This window comes from Mycolicibacter terrae (assembly GCF_010727125.1).
In the GTDB taxonomy this organism is placed as follows: domain Bacteria; phylum Actinomycetota; class Actinomycetes; order Mycobacteriales; family Mycobacteriaceae; genus Mycobacterium; species Mycobacterium terrae.
The window spans coordinates 3,227,908-3,249,819 of sequence record NZ_AP022564.1; the positions used below are offsets into that span (position 1 = coordinate 3,227,908).

General features: G+C 68.3%; 18 protein-coding genes and 2 pseudogenes. 8 read left to right on the forward strand and 12 right to left on the reverse strand.

What is annotated here, in order from left to right; all coding sequences use genetic code 11:
• Positions 1-23: 23 nt before the first annotated feature.
• Positions 24-488: an MPT63 family protein gene (locus G6N23_RS15270; protein ID WP_085262503.1), complete on the forward strand. Its 465-nt coding sequence runs from the start codon at positions 24-26 to the stop codon at positions 486-488.
• Between the two features lie 6 nt (positions 489-494).
• Here G6N23_RS15270 and G6N23_RS15275 read toward each other — a convergent pair whose 3' ends face one another.
• The 7 genes and pseudogenes from G6N23_RS15275 to G6N23_RS22090 form a co-directional block, all read right to left on the reverse strand.
• The gene (locus tag G6N23_RS15275; RefSeq protein ID WP_085262642.1) at positions 495-1,448 is read right to left on the reverse strand and encodes a Ppx/GppA phosphatase family protein; all 954 of its coding nucleotides are present in this window, start codon (positions 1,446-1,448) and stop codon (positions 495-497) included.
• Positions 1,445-1,936 (reverse strand): DUF501 domain-containing protein, encoded by a 492-nt coding sequence (locus G6N23_RS15280; protein WP_085262504.1) that lies wholly within the window; start codon positions 1,934-1,936, stop codon positions 1,445-1,447. Before G6N23_RS15280 ends, G6N23_RS15275 begins: the two co-directional genes overlap by 4 nt.
• Positions 1,929-2,588 carry an FtsB family cell division protein gene (locus G6N23_RS15285; RefSeq protein ID WP_085262505.1) on the reverse strand — a complete coding sequence of 220 codons (660 nt, stop codon included), beginning with the start codon at positions 2,586-2,588 and terminating at the stop codon, positions 1,929-1,931. Before G6N23_RS15285 ends, G6N23_RS15280 begins: the two co-directional genes overlap by 8 nt.
• Before the next feature lie 18 nt (positions 2,589-2,606).
• Positions 2,607-3,896: a phosphopyruvate hydratase gene (gene eno, locus G6N23_RS15290; protein ID WP_085262506.1), complete on the reverse strand. Its 1,290-nt coding sequence runs from the start codon at positions 3,894-3,896 to the stop codon at positions 2,607-2,609.
• An 88-nt stretch (positions 3,897-3,984) separates the two neighbouring features.
• Positions 3,985-4,719: a lytic transglycosylase domain-containing protein gene (locus tag G6N23_RS15295; RefSeq protein WP_085262507.1), complete on the reverse strand. Its 735-nt coding sequence runs from the start codon at positions 4,717-4,719 to the stop codon at positions 3,985-3,987.
• A 144-nt stretch (positions 4,720-4,863) separates the two neighbouring features.
• A complete protein-coding gene (sigC, locus tag G6N23_RS22085; RefSeq protein ID WP_234808723.1) occupies positions 4,864-5,433 on the reverse strand; it encodes an RNA polymerase sigma factor SigC in 570 nt (189 codons plus the stop codon).
• Positions 5,434-5,610: 177 nt separating this feature from the next.
• Positions 5,611-6,246 (reverse strand): annotated as a pseudogene (locus G6N23_RS22090) (DUF2275 domain-containing protein); the annotation flags it as partial.
• 122 nt (positions 6,247-6,368) lie between these two features.
• Between G6N23_RS22090 and G6N23_RS15305 the strand changes: the two are divergent.
• Positions 6,369-7,895 (forward strand): PPE family protein, encoded by a 1,527-nt coding sequence (locus tag G6N23_RS15305; protein WP_085262509.1) that lies wholly within the window; start codon positions 6,369-6,371, stop codon positions 7,893-7,895.
• 9 nt (positions 7,896-7,904) lie between these two features.
• Here G6N23_RS15305 and G6N23_RS15310 read toward each other — a convergent pair whose 3' ends face one another.
• From G6N23_RS15310 to G6N23_RS15320, 3 genes and pseudogenes are all read right to left on the reverse strand, one after another.
• On the reverse strand, positions 7,905-10,505 hold the full coding sequence (locus G6N23_RS15310) for a LuxR C-terminal-related transcriptional regulator (protein ID WP_085262510.1): 2,601 nt from the start codon (positions 10,503-10,505) through the stop codon (positions 7,905-7,907).
• A gap of 105 nt (positions 10,506-10,610) precedes the next feature.
• Positions 10,611-11,729, reverse strand: coding sequence for a catalase family protein (locus G6N23_RS15315; RefSeq protein WP_085262643.1), 1,119 nt, complete (start codon positions 11,727-11,729; stop codon positions 10,611-10,613).
• 9 nt (positions 11,730-11,738) lie between these two features.
• Positions 11,739-13,517: pseudogene (locus G6N23_RS15320) on the reverse strand (peroxidase family protein); the annotation flags it as partial.
• Positions 13,518-13,903: 386 nt separating this feature from the next.
• Here G6N23_RS15320 and G6N23_RS15325 point away from each other — a divergent pair.
• The 5 genes from G6N23_RS15325 to G6N23_RS15345 all read left to right on the forward strand — a co-directional run bounded on the left by G6N23_RS15325 (position 13,904) and on the right by G6N23_RS15345 (position 18,445).
• On the forward strand, positions 13,904-14,056 hold the full coding sequence (locus G6N23_RS15325; protein ID WP_157997513.1) for a hypothetical protein: 153 nt from the start codon (positions 13,904-13,906) through the stop codon (positions 14,054-14,056).
• 299 nt (positions 14,057-14,355) lie between these two features.
• Positions 14,356-15,864, forward strand: a complete 1,509-nt coding sequence (locus tag G6N23_RS15330) for a S8 family peptidase (protein WP_085262511.1) — start codon at positions 14,356-14,358, stop codon at positions 15,862-15,864.
• A gap of 17 nt (positions 15,865-15,881) precedes the next feature.
• A complete protein-coding gene (locus tag G6N23_RS15335; RefSeq protein ID WP_085262512.1) occupies positions 15,882-17,165 on the forward strand; it encodes a serine/threonine protein kinase in 1,284 nt (427 codons plus the stop codon).
• A 193-nt stretch (positions 17,166-17,358) separates the two neighbouring features.
• The gene (locus G6N23_RS15340) at positions 17,359-18,102 is read left to right on the forward strand and encodes a C1 family peptidase (protein ID WP_085262513.1); all 744 of its coding nucleotides are present in this window, start codon (positions 17,359-17,361) and stop codon (positions 18,100-18,102) included.
• A gap of 19 nt (positions 18,103-18,121) precedes the next feature.
• Complete coding sequence (locus tag G6N23_RS15345; protein ID WP_085262514.1) at positions 18,122-18,445, forward strand: protease inhibitor I42 family protein; 324 nt, start codon at positions 18,122-18,124, stop codon at positions 18,443-18,445.
• A gap of 65 nt (positions 18,446-18,510) precedes the next feature.
• Here G6N23_RS15345 and G6N23_RS15350 read toward each other — a convergent pair whose 3' ends face one another.
• Both G6N23_RS15350 and G6N23_RS15355 read right to left on the reverse strand, forming a co-directional pair.
• A complete protein-coding gene (locus G6N23_RS15350; protein WP_085262515.1) occupies positions 18,511-20,259 on the reverse strand; it encodes a DUF6345 domain-containing protein in 1,749 nt (582 codons plus the stop codon).
• 83 nt (positions 20,260-20,342) lie between these two features.
• Positions 20,343-20,909: a peptidoglycan recognition protein family protein gene (locus tag G6N23_RS15355; RefSeq protein ID WP_085262516.1), complete on the reverse strand. Its 567-nt coding sequence runs from the start codon at positions 20,907-20,909 to the stop codon at positions 20,343-20,345.
• A gap of 162 nt (positions 20,910-21,071) precedes the next feature.
• On the opposite strand from G6N23_RS15355, the gene G6N23_RS15360 reads away from it, so the two are divergent.
• Entirely contained in the window at positions 21,072-21,911 is an 840-nt protein-coding gene (locus G6N23_RS15360; protein ID WP_085262517.1) for a DUF5995 family protein, read from the forward strand.
• Position 21,912 lies beyond the last annotated feature (1 nt).

Here is a 21,912-nt window from a genome sequence, read left to right on the forward strand (position 1 = left end):
GACCTAGCGGAAGGAGATTTACCGTGATGTTCTCCCAGATCGCCAAGAAGACGGCGGTGACAGCGGTCGGCCTCGCGACAGCAGGAATGCTGGCGGCTGCACCGGCTTCTGCGGACCCAACAGTGGTCGGGTTCGGTGAAACACAGGAGATCCAAAGTCAAGGCGGAGCCATCGACTACACCGTCAAGAACCTGCAACCCAGCGGTCACAACGACGGAATCTGGTACTCCGACGTGACTGCCGAGGCGGTAAACGGTTCCCCTATCCCGAACATCGCCGATTTCAATGCCCGTGCCGTCAACAGTTCGACATACGCGGTCATGAAGGGCAACGAGGTCGACGGCCTGCCCAACGGGCCGATCGCCCAGGGCAGCCAGACCAGCGGGCGGGTCTACTTCGACGTCAAGAACGGCACCGCGCCGGACAGCGTCGTCTACCGGGACGCCGGCGGCCACGACAAGGTCGTCTGGAAGCAGGGACAGAGCTAAGCCCGGCTAGTCGAAGTCGGTGAGCGACAGCGTGATTCCGTCCAGGATGTCGTGTTCGCTCACCACCAGTTCGTCGATGCCGGCGTGTTCGGCCAAGGACTGCGCGAGTTCCTGCACCACGATCGCCCCGCCGCCGATGACGTCGGCGCGCCCGGGGTGCATGGGTCCCAGCGCGGCGCGCTGCTCACGGGTCATGCCGATCAACTGATCGCAGACCGCCCTCAGGTCGCTGAAGCCGACCCGAGACAGGTGAATGACCCCTGCGTCGTACTCGATCAGGTGGTGGGCCAGCGCGGAGAGCGTCGTCATGGTGCCCGCCACACCCACCCAGGTCCGGGCATGGCGCACCGGCACCGCCCGCAGCGCCTCCCCCAGCAGTTCGCGGGTGACGCCGCGGGCCGTGGCCACCTCGTCGACGGTCGGCGGGTCGGAATGCAGGCAACGTTCGGTCAGGCGGACGCAGCCGATGTCCGCCGAGTAGCTCGCCGACACCCCACCGACCGGGTCGCCCAACACCACTTCGGTCGAGCCGCCACCGAGATCGACGACGACGAACGGTCCCGCGGCGCTGTCCAATTCGCCTACTGCGCCACGGAAAGACAGTTCCGCCTCCTGGTGACCGGTGATCACCTCGGCCACCGCGCCGGGAACGGCAGCACCCAACACCTGCGCCGTCATGGCGAAGAACTCGTCTCGGTTGGCGGCATCGCGGGTGGCCGAGGTCGCCACCATTCGCACTCGGGAAACACCCTGTGCCACCAGCAAGTCGGCGTAGTCGGCCAGCGCCGCTCGGGTGCGCGCCAGCGCCTCGGGGGCGAACCGTCCGGTCGCGTCGACGCCTTCGCCCAACCGGACGATGCGCATCTCCCGATGGATATCGCGCAACCGGCCGTCGGCCGGCTCAGCGATCAACAGGCGAATCGAATTGGTGCCGCAATCGATTCCGGCAACACGAGTCATGACCACTCCTCCGGCACCAGGATCCCGGCCATCGCCGGCTCGACGGCCAGGATCGCCAACGCCTCGTCGCCGAACGGGTTGACCCCGCGGCCCTTGGCCAGTGCATGGGCGATCAGCACATGCAGGCATTTCACCCGGTCGGGCATCCCGCCGCCGGAAAACGTGGTGCCCAGCGGCTCGATCGCATCCCGTTCGGCGAGAAAGGACTCGTGCGCGGCCCGGTAGCGGGCGGCGAGTTCGGGGTCGTGCTGCAACCGGTCGGTCATCTCGGCCATCAGCCCCGAGGACTCCAGCCGGCTGGCCGCGGCGGTCAGCACCGGGTGGGTCAGGTAGTACAGCGTCGGAAACGGTGTTCCGTCAGGCAGTTTCGGCGTCGTCTTCACCACGGCGGGCTCACCGTTGGGGCACCGGTAGGAGATCTCCAGGACGCCGCGGGGCTCTCGGCCCAGCTGCCGGCCCACCACGTCCAGGTCGGCAGGATCAACCACCGGGCACAGCCGGGGTGGCAGGGCCGGGAGGCGGCGGCGCAGGCAGTCCCGGCGGCACTGCCGGGGCGGGCGGTGGATGCGGAGCGTCGGCGATGGTGTGCCACAGCGCGGTGTACCAGGGGTCACCGCTGGGGCCGATCTCCCCCGGCTCGGCCCCCGGTTCGCCAGGCTGCTCGGGTATCGCGGGCAGCTGCACCTGGTACGGAATCTCGCCGGGCATGACGAAGCCGAGCCGCTCGCGCGCCTGCGCCCGGATATGCGCCGGATCGTCCATGTTCGCCTTCTGCTGCTGCAGGTCGCCGATCTGGCGGTGCAGCGTGGTCTCCAGCTGGGACTGCTGCTTCATCTCCGCGTGCTGGGCGAAGAACGTGCGGACCGGCCCGGCGAGGGTCAAGGTCAGCACGCACATCACCGCCGCCAGGATGACCGCACGCCGCGCGGTGAAACCGACCCGCAGCTCCGCCCGCTGCTCCGCTGCCGCCGAGGCGGACCGCTTGACCGGCTGGGCCGGCGATTCCGGCGCGCTGCGCGAGGTGCCAGGGGCGCGGCGAACCACCGGTGAGCTGCGGGGGCGGGCGCGTCCGGTCTCACCAGCCCGACCCGGCCGCGACGTCGCAGCACGCCGTTTTTCGGGCCGTTTCGGATCGGACATGGCAGCGGCCCTGACGGGCTATTTGCTCTCCGGCGCGTAGCGCGGGAAGGCCAGCTCGCCGGCGTAGCGGGCGGCGTCGCCGAGCTCCTCCTCGATACGCAGCAGCTGGTTGTACTTCGCCACCCGCTCACTGCGGGCCGGTGCACCGGTCTTGATCTGGCCGCTGCTGACGGCCACCGCGAGGTCGGCGATGGTGGTGTCCTCGGTCTCGCCGCTGCGGTGGCTCATCATGGTGCGGTAGCCGCTGTGGTGGGCCAGTGTCACCGCATCCAGGGTTTCGGTCAGGGTGCCGATCTGGTTGACCTTCACCAGCAGCGCGTTCGCCGCGCCCCGCTCGATGCCCTCCTCGAGACGCTCGGGGTTGGTGACGAACAGATCGTCGCCGACGAGCTGCACCCGGTCCCCGATCTCGGTGGTCAGCGCCACCCAACCGTCCCAATCGTCTTCGGACAGCGGGTCTTCGATCGAGACCAGCGGGTAGGCGTCGAGCAGCTTGGCGTAGAACTCGCTCAACTGCGCGGCGGTACGGGTCTGCTTCTCGAAGGCATACCCGCTGCCGTCGGTGTAGAACTCGGTGGCCGCGACATCGAGTGCCAGCGCCACATCGGTGCCCAGCTTCAGGCCGGTCGACTCGATCGCCGAGCTGATCAGATCCAGTGCCGCAGTGGTCCCGGCGACGTCAGGGGCGAAACCGCCCTCGTCGCCCAACCCGGTCGACAGTCCCTGCTTCTTGAGCACCGCCTTCAAGGCGTGGTAGACCTCGGTGCCCCAGCGCAGAGCCTCGGCGAAACTGGGGGCGCCGATCGGCGCGACCATGAACTCCTGGACGTCGACACCGGTGTCGGCGTGCGCGCCGCCGTTGAGGATGTTCATCATCGGCACCGGCAGGATGTGGGCGTTGGGGCCGCCGAGGTAGCGGTACAGCGGCAGCGCTGCGGAGTCCGCGGCGGCCTTGGCCACCGCCAGCGACACCCCGAGCATGGCGTTGGCGCCCAGCCGGGACTTGTCCGGGGTGCCGTCGAGGTCCACCAGGGCCTGGTCCACCAGCCGCTGGTCGTCCGCGCTGAGCCCGATGACCGCGGGCGCGAGCTGGTCGAGTACCGCAGTGACCGCCTTCTGCACACCCTTACCGCCGTACCGGGCGCCACCGTCTCGCAGCTCGACGGCCTCGTGCTCACCGGTGGACGCCCCGGAAGGCACCGCGGCTCGAGCGAACGTCCCGTCCTCCAGCGCCACCTCTACCTCGACCGTGGGGTTGCCGCGGGAATCGAGGATCTCGCGGGCGCCGACCTGCTGGATGATGGGCACTGACTTCTCCTTGAGCTGGGTGGGGACTGGCGGTTGTTAGCCTATTGGGAGCCTAACGGTGGTCTCGGCCACCCACCTCAGACACACCTCACAAGGGGCGTCCGGCCGCATACGCGGCGGCCCAGTCCCGGACCGCGCGGGCGTAGATCTCCGATTCGTTATAGGCCATCAGTGCCGTCATCCAGCCCTTGGCCGTGGCGAGATCCTTTCCGCGCCAGCACAGGTAGCCGGCCGCCGACAGCGCGGCGTCGTCGATGTTGTCCGGGCTGACGATGCCGTCGTTGTTGGCGTCGACGCCATAGAGGCGCCAGGTCTCCGGGATGAACTGCATCGGGCCCATCGCCCGGACCACCCCGTCCTCGTCGGCCAGATCCGGCTGCAGATTCTCGACGATGTGCAGCGTGCCGCCGGAGCCGTCGAGCCGCACGCCCCGGATCTTGGGCCGCACATCGCCGTTGCGCGCCACCGTGGCGTGGTTGTAGCGGCCGTGGTGACTCTCGATCTGGCCGATAGCGGCCAGCGTGGTCCAGCCGAGGTGGCAGTTGGGGTTCTCCACCTCGGCGACCCGGGCGGCGTAGGCGTAGGCCTCCAGCGCGGTGACCGGGATGTCGAGTATCGCGGCCCGCGCGGCGGCCCAGTGGTAGAGCTGGTCGGCCGGACGGCCCGCCACCAGCTCGGTGTTCACCGGCGGGACCGGGTCCCCGGGCGGCGGCGGCACGCCCTGCGGGATCGGGTTACCGAGCTGGCCGCTGCAACTGGACGCCAGCAACACTGCCGTCGCCGCCACGACGGCGGTCGTCCGCAGCCAACGATGCGCCGACACCGCTCTCCCCAACCTCGAAACACCGATTCGTGTCCATCGTTCCATGACGGCTGCGCCACTGACGGGCTTCACCGGCCCGGGTCACCCGGCCCAGCCGCGAAAAAGTCCGGCTTGCCAGCGCGAATTGCCGAGTCTATGAGCCGGCTAACCGGTCAGCTCGTCGCGATCCGGATCTGCCAGCAGTGCGTCGCGAGCGCGGGCGACCCGGGAGCGGATGGTGCCCACCGGGCAGCCGCACACCGCGGCGGCGTCCTGGTAGGACAGCCCGAACAGCTGGGTCAACAGCAGTGCCTCGCGCTGGTCGGCGGAGAGGCCGGCGATCAGGGTGGTCACTTCGACGACGTCCTCGAAACCACGGCTGGGCCGGGTGCGGCCGAGCAGCAGCTCGGGGTCGGCGCCGGGGGCGGTGCGCGGACGTGACCGCAGGTAGCGGATGTGGTCGGCGACCACCCGGCGGGCGATGGCCAACAGCCAGGTCCGTGCGCTGGACCGTCCGGAGAACCGCGGGATCGCACCGATCGCCCGCAAGAAGGTCTCCTGCGTCAGGTCGTCGGCACTGACACCGTCGAACAGATACGCCACGAACCGCCAGACATCGCGCTGGGTGGCCTTGATGAACGCCTCCAGAGCCCGGGCGTCCCCGTCGGCGGCGGCAAGGGCCAGTGCGGTGACAACGTCGTCAGCGTCGCTGTGACCCCGGTCAGCTCCCGCCATGAACACCCACCTTAGACCCGGCGTTCCGACGCCTCTACGACGCATGGTCGTAGGGGTGTCCGAACGGTTCACCGACCGCAGATGGCGGCCCCGCCTGCCGAAACCGCGGCGGCCGGGCTCCGCCGGCGCCACGGCGTCGTCGACGTCGTGGGCGCCCTCACGCGAGCCGCCGCCGCCGACCCGTTGACGCGCGACCAGCAAAGCGAACACCAAACCGATCAGGACCGGCAGATGACTGGCGATCCGCGCGGCCGTCACTTGGCCGTGGTAGGCATCGATGGCTACGTATCCGGCGAGGGCCAGGGCGAACACCCCGGCAATCGCGGCGACACCCGCCGCCACGCCGGGCCAGATGCCGGCCGCGATCATCGCCCCGCCCAGCGCCAACAGCCATGCGGTGGACTCATGCAGCAAATGGGCCCCGCTCGCCGCTCCGTGGCTGTGCGCCGACACCATGCCGAAGTCGACCCCGACGATCTGCGCCAGCGCCATGGCCACCTGAAGCACCCCGACCGCGATCAGCGCCAGTCGCCGGTAACCCCAGGCCGACCAGCGACGGCCGGAGGTGATCCCGCCGGTGACCGACGTCACCCCGGCGGCCGCCAGAATCTGTGCGGCCAGGTCAGGGACGTTGCCGGAGTCGCCGTCGCTGTCGATCGCGGCCAGCCGACGGGCCTGCGCAGCGGCGCCGACCAGCCAGCGCCGGCAGCTGCGGCATGATGCCAGATGCGCGTCGACCTGCTGCGCGGGCAACTGTTGCTGCTCACCGTCGAGCAGCGCCGACAGGGTTTCGCGCACCACCTCGCACCGCATGCCGCCATCGTCGCCTATTCGGCGGCCTTTCACAAAGGTCACCCGGCGCGGGAACCAAAGCGGGCGCCGATGCGACCACTGGGTGTCGGAGACGAAATCACGATCGTTGGGAGAGGTGTTCCATGACCGCACCGGTCTGGCTGGCGTCGCCGCCGGAGGTGCACTCGGCGCTGCTGAGCGCCGGGCCCGGACCCGGTCCGCTGCTGGAGGCGGCGTCGGCCTACTCGGCGATGAGCTCGGAGTACGCCGAGGTCGCCGCCGAGCTCGACGCCGTGCTGGCCGGGGCGCAAGCCGCCGCCTGGCAGGGGCCGAGCGCCCAGCAGTACGCGGCCGCGCACGTTCCCTATCTGAGCTGGCTGACCGAGAGCGCCGCCCAGAGCACGGTCGCGGCGACCATGCACCAGACCGCGGCCGCGGCCTACACCACCGCGCTGGCCGGTATGCCCACGCTGGCCGAACTCGCTGCCAACCACGCCGTTCACGCCACGCTGGTGGCGACGAACTTCTTCGGCGTCAACACCATCCCGATCGCGCTGAACGAAGCCGACTACGCCCGGATGTGGGTCCAGGCCGCGGAGATGATGACCGTCTACCAGGGCATCGCGGGAGCGGCGCTGGCCTCGGTTCCGGTAGCGACGCCCGCACCGCCGATCGTGGCCCCCGGGGCTGCCGAGGCCGCTGCCGCCCCCAGTTGGGAACAGCAGCTCAAGGACCTGATCACGCAGTTCAACATGGGCTTTGCCGACCCGATCGCCAAGTGGTTGTGGGCGCAGTTGGGTGTAGACGGATATCCGATCGAGGCGTTTCCGTTTGCCAGCGCAGTCACCCAGATGCTGGTGCAGATCCCGGGGATGTCCCCGATTCTGGCCGGGGCCCTGGGCTGGTTCACCTTTCACACGCTGATGCTGTTGTGGCCGATGGGCCAGATCGCGGTGCAGATGGCGATCCCGATCGTGATGGCCGCGGCGCCCGCCTTCGCCGCCGCCGCCGGGCTCGGGGCGCTCGGCGCGATCGGCGCGGCGGGCGGCATGGAGCAGGCCGTCGAGCCGACCCCCGCGCTGCCGGTGACGGGCGGCGTCGCCGGCACCCCGGTCCTCGGCACCGTGGTACCGGCCGGCGCGGAGGTGTGCGCCTGCGCGGACCCGATCTCATCGGCCGGCCCTACTGCTCCGGGCACCGTGGGCGGCGGGATACCGGCCGCCGGCGGCGCGGCCGGCGGCGGCCCGGGCGTCGGTTTCGGGCCGACCTCGTGTCTGTATCTGGTGAGCAGCGCCTCGTCGTCGGCCCGGCAGTCCAGCGGGGCACGACGGTCTCGCGGCGCGGAAGAAGAGGCCTCGGAAAGTCAAGCCGCCCCGAGTGAAGCGGCAGCGCAACAGCAAGCCCAGAAACGCCGCCGACGGCAGCGCACCCAGCAGCACGGGTTCGGTGACGAGTACATGGACGCAAACATCTCGGTATCGCCGGATTTCGGCGAGCCACCGAGCGCATCCGATTCCGGTGCCGGCACGCTGGGCTTCGCCGGCACGGTCGCCGATGCGGGGCGGCGTGCGGCGGGTCTGACCGCCCTCGCCGACGACCGGTTCGGCAGCGGACCGCCGATGCCGATGATCCCCAACGGCTGGAACCAGTCCCCCCACTCCCAGGGCTGAACGCGTCGGCTAGGTGGCGGGCCCGTTCCAGACGATCTTCGCGAGTTCGTCGCGATCGGCGATGTCGAGTTTGATGCAGGCGCGGTAGATGTGCCCTTCGACCGTGCGGACCGACACCGTCAGCCGCTCGGCGATCTCCCGATTCGACAGACCGCGGGCGATCAATGCCGCGATCTCACGCTCGCGGGAGGTGACCGGCAGGGGACGCGCCGCACTTCTGATGGCCGGCGTCATCGCCCCGTCGCACTGGGCGGCGAGCCACAGCGCACGCGCCGCCGACTCGGCGCTGTGGCGCCGCTGGCCGGCGCGCTCGTAGAGCGGCACCGCCTGCGCGGCGGCGTCCGCGGCGGACAACAGCAAACCCGCGCCTTCGAATTCGACGCTGGCCGCGTCCAGGGCAGACGCGTTTGAGGCGCCCACGGCGTCGGCGTGTCGGGCGTACATCGCCGCGACCGGCCCCTCAACGCGTGTCGCCAGTGTCCGCAATCGACCCGCGACGGTGCGGTCGCCGAACCGGGCCGCATGGTGCAATGCCTCGGCTTCCACCGCGTACTGGCCCGACTTATGGGCGAGATCCGCGGCGGCCCGGGCCAAGTCGACCGCCGAGCGTTCGCCGCCCTTGGCGGCGGCGAGCCACGCCTTGGCGATCATCACCTGTGGCTCCCACAGCGCCTCGTGCGGGCCGGTGTGCTCCTGGGTGTCCTCCAGCACCCGCTCGGCCTCGTCGATGTTGGTCAGCGCGGCGTGCGCGCGCACCAGCAGCACCCGTGCGGGCAGCTGCCAGGGCAGCGAGGCTTCGGCGTTCAATGCCGCGATCGCCTGCTCCATCGAAGAGATCGCGTCGCGGAATCTGCCGCGATACGTCGCGACCAGGCCGGCCATGATCTTGGCGATAGCCCATCCGACGAACTGCCCGGCAGAGGAGAACTGCGTGTATTCGGCTACCCGCCGGTCGGCTGAATCGAGTTCCCCGACGTAGGTCAGTGCCAGCACATCGCCGTAGCGCACCATCACCCGAAGCATGCCGTCGGTGGCCTTCTGCTCGGCGCGACACCTGGCGGCGATCGGCTCGAAATCGCCCCCGCGGCCCGCGAGCGGCATCGCGAGTCCCGCACCGAAAGCGGCGAAATCGACGGCTTGCTTGGGGGCGTGCGGGTCCGCCAACACCCGTTCGGCGGCGGCCAATCCGTCGTCGATCTTGTTCTGGTGGATCGCCATCGCCGAGCCGGTGGCGTCCACGATGAGTGTGAGGGCCGGGTGCTCGACGCGGCTGCGTAACAGTTCCAAGAGCTCAGTGGCCTGCGCGATATCACCCATCGACCAGAACAGGATCGACAGCCGAGGGATACCCCACTGCACGAGCTGAAGCTCATCGAGGTGGGAGGGATCGAACCGGGTGAGGATCTCGTCGGCTTCTACCGGACGCCCCTGCCACAACAGCGCCCGCGACAGGAGTTCGGCGGCGCGCAAGCCGCCACCCCGCTCAAATGCCGCGCGCGCCAACCGTTCCCCGAGCGGGAGGTTCGACAGGAAGATCGCGTCCTTGGCCGCGCTGATGAGCAGGTTCATGTCGACCAGCTGGTCGCTGTCGATGCACAGGTGCGCCAGCCGGATGCGGTCAGCGGCCGAATCCAGCTCACGGTCTCGGAGAACCTGCACGATACGACCTCGCAGGCTGCGCGACGACGCGGTGCCGACCCGGCGGCGGACGACGTCACCGAATACCGGGTGGCTGAACCGTGCGCTGAGGTGACGACCGTCCTGGGCGACGCGGATCAGGCCCTGCACCTCTGCGGCGTCCACCGCCTCCTCGCCGGCCAGCTCGCACAGCGCGTCGATGTCGAGTGGTTCGCACAGCGCCAACAGCTTCAACGCGCCGACGACGTCATCGCCGGCGCGGTCGAGACGCTCGTCGAGCAGCGCCGCCAGACCGGACGGGACCGTCGTCGGCCCACGCAGCTGCCACACCCCGTTGACCTCGGTCAGGGTTCCCGCGTCGACGGCCCCCTCGACCAGGTGGCGCAAGAACAGCGGATTGCCGCCACTCGATTCCCACATGACGTCGGCGCTGAGTCCCTCGAGCGTCCCGCCGAGGACCGATTCGACCAGCGCGACTGATTGTTCTTTGGTGAACACCTCGAGTTCGAGGCGCTGCAAATGCCCGTCCTTCCACAGCGCCGTGACGGCGTCGAGAACCGGTTCGCCGCTGCGCACGGTGGACACCACGCGTGCCGCCCGCTCGACCACGATCTGGTGCAGCAGGGTGGCCGACAGTTGGTCCAACAGGTGTGCGTCGTCAATGCCGATGACGGTATCGCCGTCGGCCAGAAGGGATTTGCGCGCCGACATCAACAGCGCAATCGGATCCCTCGATGCCGACGCCTCCACCCATTGCGCGAACACCCCCAGCGGGATACTGCGGGAGGACTCCGTGCACGCCGCCCAGTGCACCCGCGAACGCAGCGATGCGGTGACGGCGCGGGCCAAGGTTGTCTTGCCGACTCCGGCGGAGCCCACCAGCACCACGCCGCGACTGTCGTCATCGCTCAGCGAGGAGCGGATCGCCTCGTATTCCACGGGGCGATCGAGCAGCCGCCAGCCGCCTGCCATAAATTGACAGTCTAAGGCGGCTTTTCACCCGTCACCAGCAATAACCCATTTCGCCGCACCGCATTCTTGTGGCGTGGCGCTGGCATGGCCGCCGTGACGACCGCGTCAATCCGGCAGCTGCGCGATATCGGTCGGTTCGATTCGCGGCGCGGCGTTCACGGTGTGGCGGAATTGACTCGACGCCTCATACACCTGCCGCTTGAGCCGGTTGATGGAGCCGAGGGGCCGATGGACTTCCAGTGCGCGCCAGGAGTTGAACGACAGCACATCGTCGCCGAAGGCGCGTCGCTCCGGGCTGTACGGATTCTGGCTGGGAAAGGTTATCTTGGCCACCGGTCGGTGCGGCGACGCGCTTTCTGGCCAAGCGACCGTGGCGTCTTCGATCGGCATCGTCACCGTGTCGGTGCACAGTTGCACGCGCAGTTCGTATTCGGCGCTGTTGTCGCGGAAGAACTCGACCATCAGATCTCGATGGGCTTCCTGGCCGGCTTCGCGGGGCACCCGCTGGCCCTCCAGGTTTTTCACCGTGTCCGACAACGGCGCGTAGAGCATCTTCGCGACGAAGTCGCCGTAGCGCAGCGGCGCCGACGTATAAAACGTTTCGCCCAGGATGTGGGTGTTGGGCGCGATGAAGACCGCGAGGTTCGGGGGCAGCCGCACGCCGACCTTGGTCGCCGCGGCCAGGACCTCGCTGCCCGCCCAGAGCACACGATCCGGCAGCATCGCCAGCACGCGGGCGGTCGGCATTCCCTGCGCAAGGTAGGAGTGGGCGTCGGCGAACAAGAACTCGCGGTGGGTCACCATGATGAAATCCTGCGTAGTGGCATCGTCATCGGCCAGGGCGCGCGGTCCGTGCACGCCGAGGACCTTGATCGCCAGTCCGCGGACCCCGCGGATCTGATCGCTGCGCAGCACCCCCGAGGTGGTGGAGATCCGCGCGATCACCGGGTAGGTCGCAGGTGCGGCGAACAGCCCCTGAGCCAGCTCCTCGGGGAGATCGGGGTAGACGGTGAGTTCGCCGCGCAGGATCGCGTGACTCTTGGCGTGCGCGTCGCGCAGTCCGTGCTTGAACTTGCGGTAGGCCCGTTCGTTGTTGTGCCGCAGCGCGGCGGTGATCCGGTCGATCACCTCGTTCTCGTCGGCTCGTGGCCGCTCCAGGTCTTCGCGGTAGCGCACATAGCTGCGCTGGGTGTGGCTAGGCGCCGCGCCGCCGCCGGGAGCCACCACCGCCGGCGCGCGGGGTGTCGCGTCGACGGGTCGCCAGGGGGCGAACGGATTGGCGACGCCTTCCAGGGCCGGTGCGAGGGCCGGGAAATGCCGCAGCAGCACGCTACGCATGTCGTTGTCGGCGACCCAGTCCATCCCCGCCTCGGTGTAGATCTCGGGACGGAAGTCGCGGGTGAAGAAGCGGTCACTGGCGAGCCGCCGCGATGCCATCAACACGAAGATCCGAAACGCGGTGTCACTGAAGCCGAATCCCCTCGGCTTGGGTTCGGCGTACATCCCGACCATCAGGTCGACCCGCTCCACGTCGCCGTAGAGCTGACGTAGTTCCTCGGCCCACACCGGGTTGTCGGTCAACTCGTCGAACGACGACACCGGTTTGAGGCGCAGCAGACGCCGGAACTCGTTGTAGCGCGGCACGCCCCGTTCACGCACCCGCAGGATGTCGGTGGCGGCCAGGTCGATCAGCGACCCGTCCGGGCGCTCGAAGTGCTGCAGGTGCCGCGGAAAGTTGTGCAGCGTGAGGGCGCCGGGGTGGGCCCGACCAAACGAGTAGAGGAGGTCGGCCATCGGTATCTCGCCCAGCCGCTCGCGCACGTGCAGCAGGGTCAGGTCGGGAAACTCGTGTTCGGCCACGACACAGTCATCGGCCAGCGAGCGGAACAAGAAACTGTCGGGGATCAGCGGATGCATACGGTAGACCGCGACGAACTCCTCGGTGAGCGAGTAGGGAACGCCGTGGTGGTTGGTGGGCGACCCGGGTATGCCCTGCAACACCTCGCTGTCGGTGATGCGCCCGAAACGACGCCGGAACCGCTCGCCCAGAATCCCGAACCAGTTCGCGCGCATCGCGAACACGGTTGTCGGGTGGGCGATGATCGCCGGTGTCCAGTCGATGGTGTGGATCTTGGCGATCAGTGCCGCATTGACCAGCCGGGCCTTCTCGTACAGTTCCTGATCGCCCAGTTGCGGGTATCGGGCTGCCAGCCGTTCGCAGATCGCGTTGTGCTCGCGCATGAACAGCGAGTGCAAGATGGCCAGGCCGACCCAGAAGTTCCCGGCGGCGCCGGTCAGGTCCAGGGAGCGCTCCAGCTCGGCCGGCGGCAACCCCACCTGGTCGAGCTTGAGCTGACCGCGATGGCCGGTGCGCAGTCCATCACAGAAGTCCCGCGTAGAGCCGTACACCTGCGAGGCGTCCCACCAGTGGGTGTCACCGGTGACGAACGTGGGCGGACCGTCGGAGTCGGGGCTGGGATCGGGCGCGGCCCGTTTGATCGTCATGGGCCGCTGCGGCCACGGGTCGTGGTCGTGCAGTGGGATCTGCCAGGGCCGCTCCTCGACGGTGCCGTGACTGAACCAGTCGTGCACCTCGAACTGGATCCACGCGGCGGCCAGCAGGTTGAGCGTGGTCGCCGGCTGAAAATGGTCGCGACCTAGCAGCTGCCGGCTGACCAGGCGCGGATTGGGATCCAGCAGCCCGGCCGGATCCTCGGGGTAGGTGTACGACGGCGGAACATTGCGGCCGAACCTGCTACCCAGCGAACCCATCAGCGGGTCGTCGACATCGTTGTAGGTGCCGTTGAGCGTGCGGGCGCCCAGGCGGTTGGCGAAGGCTTGTCCGTCATCCGGCGGCTGGTCGGCGGCGCCGCGGCCGACGTCATAAAGGTTGTATGTCCGCAGCTGACTGCGCAGCCCGACCAACACCGCCACCGCCAGCGGCTTGGGCAGCCGCGACCACCCGATCGTGCGATCGGCCTTTTCGGCGACCTTCGACATGAATCGCGACATTGTTGCCCGCACTTCGATCCCGCCTCTCTGTGGTCTTTCGAGGCCGATATCCGGCCTGATCGATCGTCGAGCGTCACATCGGAAAGAACACGAGTATTCGAATACTCCATCTTCGGCGATTCCGGACCGCCAGTACAGCCTTTACCTGTGGATTCGCGGGAACCTCACCGCATAAGACAGGTAGTGCGCCACTCGTGCGGCCGGGTGTCGGGCAGCCCTAATTTTCTCGCATCAGCAACCGCACGATGCAAGGAGAATTCGAAATGTCCGTGTTACCACAGGCGCCAGCCGCCACAACCGTCCAAGCGCCCCATCCCGCACCACCGGCGTCGCCCGTCCTGATCACCGAAGGGGAAGTTCTGCTCGGGACAGCCGCGGCGGTTTCTTTGCCGCGCCAGGGTGTGAGCCACCGGCTGGTGGCCGCGGTGCGCCGCACGCTGGCGGCACTGCCCAGCCTGCCTTCGCCGCCGCCCTATTACCCGAGCGTGCGTGACTACCTGGAGCCCGCGCGCATGGCACGCGAGATGGACCGGCTATGAGCGTCGTCGTCGCCACCTGCGTGGCCGTGCTGATCGTGCTCACCTCGAGCGGCGCCCACGAATTTCAGCTGTGGCTCGAGCGTTGGGACTACGACCGCCACTTCGAGGACTGACCGGCCGTCATCACCGCGAATTGAGTAGGCGGATACTGCTGTGGACCACGAGGATCAGGGTGACAATCACAGGATGTCGCCACGACTGCGCGTCCTGATCCGCCACGCCGCGGGCGGGTCGCGGCGGGCTCGGGGGCCCCGGCCATGACCGCCGGTTCAGAGTCCCGGGGACCCCGCCGCAGGCCGATGGTCAGCCAGCTGTTGCTCGCCCCGGTGGACGAGGTGCCCCCGGAGGCGGATCGGGCGGTGCGCTCCGTCGAACAGGGCCGCCGGGTGGTTCTCGTCGAATTGCGGTTGGGACCGGGGGCGGAACCCAAGACGGTCCGAGACCAGTTCCTCGACCTGTTCGCGCACGTCTTTCGGGCCCGCAATCGACCGCCCCGGCCGGTGCCCGTGGGCCGGCACTACATGCGATGCACGTTGGCCCCCGCCGAGGTGGAGCGACTTGTGCGGGGCGGGACCCGGCCCAGCAAAGCCGCCACCGAGCGCGCCCTGGATCTGATTTACCACGTCTGGCCGGATTTCGTGGTCAACGCTCATCTGGACCGGTCGGTGACGACCATCCAGGCGGATGCCGCCTCACGCACGTTCCGGTGCGACGGCACCGGTGTGATCTGGGCGGTGATCGATTCCGGAATCGACGCGGGCCACCCGCATTTCACCGGCACCGCCACGCTGTCGGCGAGTTCGGTGGCGTCGCTGCACCACGATTTCACCATCACCGACCCCGCCGGTTCCTCCACCGGATCGTCCCCACTGACGGATCCGTTCGGGCACGGCACCCATGTCGCGGGCATCATCGCCGGCCAGGCCCCCGCGGATCAGGCCATGCTCCGCATCGCCGCCAATGAGCCGACGGCCCAAGGGCTGCCGCGCTGGGTTCAGCGAGACCTACCTCCCGGTGCCGCCCTGTCCGGCGTCGCTCCCGGGGCGAACCTGGTCAGCCTGCGGGTGCTCGATGAGGACGGACAGACCCTCTCCAGTGCGGTGATCGACGCGCTCGACTACGTGCGCACGGTCAACGCCGGCGGCCGCGATCTGGTGATCCACGGGGTGAACCTGTCGCTCGGCTGCGGCTGGCTCATCAGGGATTACGCCGCCGGGCAAAGCCCGCTCTGCCGGGAGCTGGACCTCCTGGTCGGAACCGGTGTGGTCGCCGTCGTCAGCGCCGGCAACCTGGGCGCCGGGGTTGTCGGGGCCGGCGTCGGCGCCGCGACCGCCTCCGCCGGCGGCGACGTGTACGGGCAGCTGTCGACCATCACCGACCCCGGCAACGCCGCCTCGGCCATCACGGTCGGTTCGGTACACCGCTATCGGCCCCACACCTTCGGGGTGACCTTCGACTCGTCGAAAGGCCCCACACTCGACGGGCGGCTCAAACCCGAACTGGTGGCGCCCGGCGAACGGATCACCTCCGCGGCGACCGGGAAACAGGCAGCCGGGGTTCCGCCGCTGGAGGCCTCAGCCTCGGATCCGTCCGAGCTGGCGCGCTACATCGAAGACAGCGGCACCTCGATGGCGGCCGCCCATGTGTCCGGTGCGATCGCCGCTTTCCTGTCCGCGCGCACCGAGTTCATCGGCCAGCCGCAACGCGTCAAGCAGATCTTCATCGACACCGCGACCGACCTCGGCCGGCACCAATTCTTTCAGGGCTCCGGCCTGATCAACCTGCTCCGGGCCCTGTCCAGCACTTAGGATCGGGAAGGAACGAGATGACTACCATAAATGGATTGCCTTACTACGAAGTGGATTTCAACGCTGACGGCGCGCTGAACACGGAGACCGGACACGGTGACGGTGGCCTGCCCGCCGCGGTCGCGGCCGGCGGCATCGCCGACCTGTTCGTCTTCTCGCACGGCTGGAACAACGGCGTGGACTCCGCGCGTGACCTCTATCAGGCGATGTTCTCGCTGCTGGCGGATCAGCTCGGCGCTCACACCGCCACCAGTGCGGCCGTCGGCGTGATGTGGCCGTCACTGCTGTTTCCCGAAGACGACCCGGCCACCGCGGCGCCGGTGCCGTCCACGGGGGCACAACTGGCCGCCGCACTCGCCCCGGCCTTCCCCGACCAACAGGGTCACCTCGACACGTTGGGGCTGTTGCTCGACGACCAACCCCAGGACCCCGACAAACTCATCGAATTCCACGCCCTGGCCAGCGATCTCGTCACCACCAAGCCGCAGGGCAGCGAGGACACCGGTGAAGCGGCGCTACTGTGCACCGACCCGACGAACGATACCGCCACCGTGCTGGGCCACGCCGCCGCGATGGCACCCGCCGGCACCGGCAATGCGCAAGGGCTGGGCAATCCGTTCGCCGGGCTGTGGTCGGGCGCGCGAGAGGTGTTACGCACGCTGAGCTACTACGAAATGAAGAACCGCGCCGGGGTGGTCGGCCAAGTCGGGCTGGGTCCGCTGCTGGGTCGCCTCGGCGGGCCCGCCGGGTCCCCGCGCATCCACCTGATCGGCCACAGCTTCGGCGCCCGGCTGGTCTCCTACGCCCTCGCCGGCCTGCCCGACCCCCCGACGCAGGAAGCCAGCCCCGTCAAATCCCTGACCCTGGTCCAAGGAGCGTTCTCGCACTTCACCTTCGCCACCTCGCTCCCCTTCGACAGCCGCCGGCCCGGCGGGCTCGCCGGTTGCGAGGCACGCGTCGACGGTCCCCTGCTGGCCACGTTCAGCCGGGCCGACCGGGCGGTCGGCTGGTGGTATCCCGCCGCCAGCATGCTGGCACGCCAGGACGCGCAGGCCGCCGAGGACCTGGTATACCGCTGGGGCGCGATGGGGCATGACGGATACCAGAACGATCCCGCTGCGAAGGCCGTTCAGCTCGGCGAGCCCGACAGCCCGTATGACTTTGCCTCCCACAAGTTCTACGCATTGGATGCCAATGGCGTCATCGCCGCCAACCAATCGGCCTTCAGCGGAGCCCACAGCGACATCAGACACCCGGAGATCACCTGGGCCATCACCGCAGCCGCCGGTCTCGCCTCTTGATCGGTCTCTCCCCCCGCGAAATGGGGTAGTTCACTACTCGTGCTGTATCGCTTTAGCGCTCACGAAGATTGGGAGCGTACGCGGGTATTGCACCCGACCCAATCAGACGGAGGTCAGTGAGATGGCAAAGGTTTCAACACGGCGCGGGGAACGCAAGCGGATCTGCAATCTGGTTCCCACGCCGGAAGAGAGCATGAGGACCGACTGGAAGTTCACCGACGCGCTGGCCGCGGGGGTCCTCGGCGCCCCGGCTGCACTGCCGGCCAGCGTCGATCTGCGCGACTCCTGGTGGGGTATCGGCGATCAGGGCAACACCGGTTCCTGTGTCGGCTGGGCGTCGACCGACGGGGTGGCGCGCTACATGTTCGTGACGGCCGGCAGGCTGGCGAAGACGGCGAAGCTGTCACCGCGCTTCGCCTGGATGGCGTCCAAGGAGACGGATCAGTTCACCTCGCGGCCGGAGACGATGATCGAAGGCGCCGGCACCACGCTGAAGGCGGCAGTCGACGTGCTGCGCAACTACGGCGCGGTACCGGAGACCATGCTGCCTTTCAAGATCAACACCGCGATGTATGACGGTAACGAGAACACCTTCTACGCCACGGCCGCGACGCACAAGATCGCGTCGTACTTCAACCTGCAGCGCAATCTCGACAACTGGCGCTCCTGGGTGAGCCAGCACGGGCCGATCCTGGTGGGTCTCAATGTCGATGCGACGTGGGACAACGCAGCGACGACGGGCGGCAAGCTGGATGAATTCCAGCCCGCCACGGTCCGCGGCGGCCATGCCGTCACGGTGGTCGGTTACACCGGCGACGGGCGCTTCATCATCCGCAACAGTTGGGGCACCGGGTGGGGCGACGACGGTTTCGGCTACGCGAGCCCGGAGTACATCAACGGCGCCTTCTACAACGAAAGCTACGGAGTGGCACTCTGATCGCGAGGCATAATTCGATATGGCAATCAGCCTGACCGAACGCGACGACGGCCGCAGGATCCAGGTGCGGGTCGGCGACACGATCGAGATTCGACTGCCTGAAAACGCCCCAGCGGGTTACCGCTGGGGCGTTGACAGTCTTGATGAACGACTGTTCGAACTCACCGACACACGCGGCGACTACCCCACCGCGACAACGGGTTCTGCAGGCGAAATGTACTTTCACCTCACCGTGCTCGCACCGGGGGAAGGCACCCTGCGGTTCACGTACTACAGGAGTTGGGAGGGCACCGCCGGTGCGCTGAGACATTTCACCGTCGACGTCCGGGCGGTCGCGCAGTAGGCGATCCGACGACGAACCCGGGTTCGCCTAGCGCGAACCCGGGTCCGGTCGAGGGCGACGAGAGGCTATCCCAGCGGCGCCTCAACGCGGTAGCGCTTCAGCAAGCCGTTGCCGAAGTCCACCTCGATCTCGCGAGTGGCCACCAAGACCGCCTGGTCGAGCTGCACCGCGTAGCCGACTTCGGTGGTGCCGGGCACCAGTGAGTAGCCGACCGGCATCTGGCCTTTGGACGCCCAGCGGGCCAGATGCTGCGCCCACGATGCCCCGAGGCGTTGCTCCACCGGATCCTGGTCGGCCCCCACCACGGCGGGCTGTTCGGCGCCGTCCGGGGTCGGCGTCGGGCCGCCGCCGCCGACGCCACGGGTGAGCCCGTCCACCGCGCGGACCGAGCTGGCAACCCGGGTGACCTTGCCGTCGTTGTCGACGGACACCCGGACCTCGCCGGCACCGGGAGTAATCACCGGCAGACCGTTGATGATCTGTCTGAACTGAACGGTCGTGCCGGTCACCACCGGGTCCAGCAACTCGCCGTCGCCCTGGGTGCTGCCGCCGGCCTCGGCGGCGTATTGGACCTTGTCGAAGACCAACTCCGCATCGCGCGTCAACCCATACAGACCCAGAGCTTCGGCGGCGATCGCCGCGGCTTGGCTCATCGGAATCTGGTTGCGGTTGGTGTAGTCGTGGTGGTCGAGTTGGGCTTCGACGGACCCGTCGGCACCGAACGCCAGCCGCGAATCGCCATCGCCGATCCGCAGCGCGCCGGTGGCGGACACCGTCACCTCGCGAGGGACGCTGACGCGCAAACCGAAGCGATCAACCGCCGAGCGAAGGAGTTTCGCGTTGACCTCGATCGGCCGCAGTCGCGCGCCGCGAAGGTCGGCCGGGACGGCGAGTTGCCGTTCGCGCGTATTCAGATTCGCCGGCGCCAGGCTGGACGCGTAATACCAGCGCCACTGCCACCAGTTCTTGCTGACGTGGCCGAAGTTGAAGATGCGTTCATTGTTGAGGCGGTCGGCGGCTTCGGCCTGGGTTGCGCCGCAGGCGACGACCGACGGCACCTGGCCGTGCGAGATTCGCCAGCTGGCATCCATCCAGGCGGTGCTGAACGACTTGCCCTTGTTCCACTCCTCGAAGAAGTACTTGCCGTAGTTGCCGTTGTCCACGCTGGTGGTCTCGAAGCCGAACAACATGCGGAAGCCCAGATTCGCCGAGTTCCAGGTGATGATCGGGTTCAGTGGGGCATACACGGGGCAGGCGAAACAGGTGGACCAGAACAGGTAGTTGGCGCGTTCATTGCCCAGACGCATGTTGCCGGCCCACGCATTGGTGCCTTGGTTGTTCCAGTTGCCGCCCAGCGGGAACCACACACTTCCGTCCGCGCGGCGGCCGCCGTGTCCGGAATGGTAGGCGACGTTGACCGCGTCCATTCCGTAGGTGTCCTGCCAATTGTCCAAGTCTTCGTAGTAAGACCAGATTTGGACATTGCCGTCCTTGTACCAGAAGTTCGGCGCGGTGAACTTACCCACGTATCCGAGGAAGCCGGCGGCATCCTCGTGGGTGTACATCAGCGAACCGGCGTCGGCGAAGGTTTCGATCGAGAAGGCGCCGTAGGCATTTGCGCCACCCCGGGCACCGCCGTTCTCGGCAATGGCGGGGGGCGTCTGACCGAGGGGGTTGTCACCGACCGAGGCACCCAGGACCATCCGGGCGGTGCCATTTCCGTTGGCCGCAGCTGGTCGCGCCGCGGCCGGGTTGACGTGGGGACGCGTTGCGGTCGTGGCCAGCGTCTTCGATCCGGCTTTCTTCGTGGGCATGTCGACTCCAATCTCGGTGTGGTATTCCTGCCCCGATCATGAAACGGCCGGTATCCCGCGCATAGCGTACGGCGCTACCTCAGTTATTCGGCTGCGACATCAGAACTTTCGCGCCGGGGTCGACGTGACGGCAGTCGGGCCCCGACGTCGGAACGCAAGCGGTCCACATCGAGTGCGCCCGGGTCCCATTTGCGCGGGTTCCACTCCCGGTGACCGATCACGTGAGAGCTGGGCTGGCCCAGCTTGCGCAGGATGGCAGCACAGCACCGCACCAGCGCGTCGTACTGGGGCGGCGACCAGCCTTCGGTGCCGGTGTTCACCGCCCGAATACCGATCGTGTGCCGATCCGCCTCGTCGGTGGGCAGGCCGGGATAACGCCCCGGCCCGGCGTGCCGTGCGATTCGGGCCGCGATGACGGTGACGGTGCCGTTCTGAGCGACGTGGAGCTGCGCGAGCGGGCCGGTCAGAGCGGCTGTGCCGGCCGCGATGCGCTCCGGCGGAGCCTCGTCGGCACCGGTGTGGTGGCAGATCACTCCCCAGATGTCGGTGAAGTCACCGTGGCCGCAGAACCGCCATCGGGGGAACTCGACGACGTCGAGCCCTTCTGCGCGTAGCACGTCGGGCAGCCAGAGCGGATTGTTCGAAGACATCGCCTCTCCTTCCTCTTCGTGCTCGACGACGACGCTAGGTCCGCACGGCATCCGGTGACGCGAGTAGTGCAGTACCCGCCTCGCGGCGCCCCGAGCGAGCGCCGGGAATTTAAGTAGTCGACTACGCTAGGCGCCCCGACTCGGCCGGCGGATCCTCGGACGATGAGCCCAATCCCCTCCCCCCCGGATCCGTTGCCCGCCGCCACCACACTCGACGAGGTGGTCGACGCCATCGATGCCGTCGTCGACTGGTCGATCGGTGCGTCGAACCGCCTGGGGTACTTTGCGGCACTGTACAAACGGATCACCATCGCGGTGCGAACGGCCGTGGCCCAGGATGCGTTCGAGGACGGACCCCGAATGGAGCGGTTCGACGTCGCCTTCGCCAACCGTTATCTCGACGCACTCAACGGGTATTTCCATCCGCAGCGGTTCCCGGGGCCGACCCGCTCGTGGTGGGCGGTTTTCGCGGCCGCGCCCATGGCAGAGCCGATCTTGTTGCAGCACCTGGTCGCCGGGGTCACCGCACATATCGCCTTTGATCTCGGCATCTCTGCGGCGCAGATTTCCCCCGGGCCCGAGGTCTGGAAACTGCGCAACGACTTCAACACCATCAACGCTGTGCTGGCCGGCCAGGTCAACGATGTCGTCGCCCGGCTGAATCAGTTGTCGCCGGCGTTGGGCGATCTGTATGCGATGTTGGCATCCAGCGAGCTGTTGGCGATCAACGGGGCGGTGCGGGTGATGCGCGACAGCGCGTGGCGCTTCGCCTCGTTGCTGGCGCTGGAACCGGTGTTCGCGCGCGGCGCAACGATCAGGGTCCGCGATCGCTGGGTCGCTGGGCAGGTGGTGTCGGTATTCGACGCGCCCGCGCTGACCGCCGTGTCCGAGGCACTCGTCCGCGAGATCGCCGATCGGGAAAGCCGCGATATCGCGCGGAACATCGCGGTACTCGACGCGATGGCGGCCACCCCGGCATCGCCGATCCAGACCACGCTCTGAC

Excerpts from the sequence above, each read along its gene's own strand:
- G6N23_RS15285 (WP_085262505.1), bottom strand. The coding sequence starts at position 2,588 with ATGTCCGATCCGAAACGGCCCGAAAAACGGCGTGCTGCGACGTCGCGG.
- G6N23_RS15345 (WP_085262514.1), top strand. The coding sequence starts at position 18,122 with ATGGCAATCAGCCTGACCGAACGCGACGACGGCCGCAGGATCCAGGTG.
- G6N23_RS15340 (WP_085262513.1), top strand. The coding sequence starts at position 17,359 with ATGAGGACCGACTGGAAGTTCACCGACGCGCTGGCCGCGGGGGTCCTC.
- G6N23_RS15350 (WP_085262515.1), bottom strand. The coding sequence starts at position 20,259 with ATGCCCACGAAGAAAGCCGGATCGAAGACGCTGGCCACGACCGCAACG.
- G6N23_RS15335 (WP_085262512.1), top strand. The coding sequence starts at position 15,882 with ATGACTACCATAAATGGATTGCCTTACTACGAAGTGGATTTCAACGCT.
- sigC (WP_234808723.1), bottom strand. The coding sequence starts at position 5,433 with ATGGCGGGAGCTGACCGGGGTCACAGCGACGCTGACGACGTTGTCACC.
- G6N23_RS15360 (WP_085262517.1), top strand. The coding sequence starts at position 21,072 with ATGAGCCCAATCCCCTCCCCCCCGGATCCGTTGCCCGCCGCCACCACA.
- G6N23_RS15355 (WP_085262516.1), bottom strand. The coding sequence starts at position 20,909 with ATGTCTTCGAACAATCCGCTCTGGCTGCCCGACGTGCTACGCGCAGAA.
- G6N23_RS15305 (WP_085262509.1), top strand. The coding sequence starts at position 6,369 with ATGACCGCACCGGTCTGGCTGGCGTCGCCGCCGGAGGTGCACTCGGCG.
- G6N23_RS15330 (WP_085262511.1), top strand. The coding sequence starts at position 14,356 with ATGGTCAGCCAGCTGTTGCTCGCCCCGGTGGACGAGGTGCCCCCGGAG.
- G6N23_RS15275 (WP_085262642.1), bottom strand. The coding sequence starts at position 1,448 with ATGACTCGTGTTGCCGGAATCGATTGCGGCACCAATTCGATTCGCCTG.
- G6N23_RS15310 (WP_085262510.1), bottom strand. The coding sequence starts at position 10,505 with ATGGCAGGCGGCTGGCGGCTGCTCGATCGCCCCGTGGAATACGAGGCG.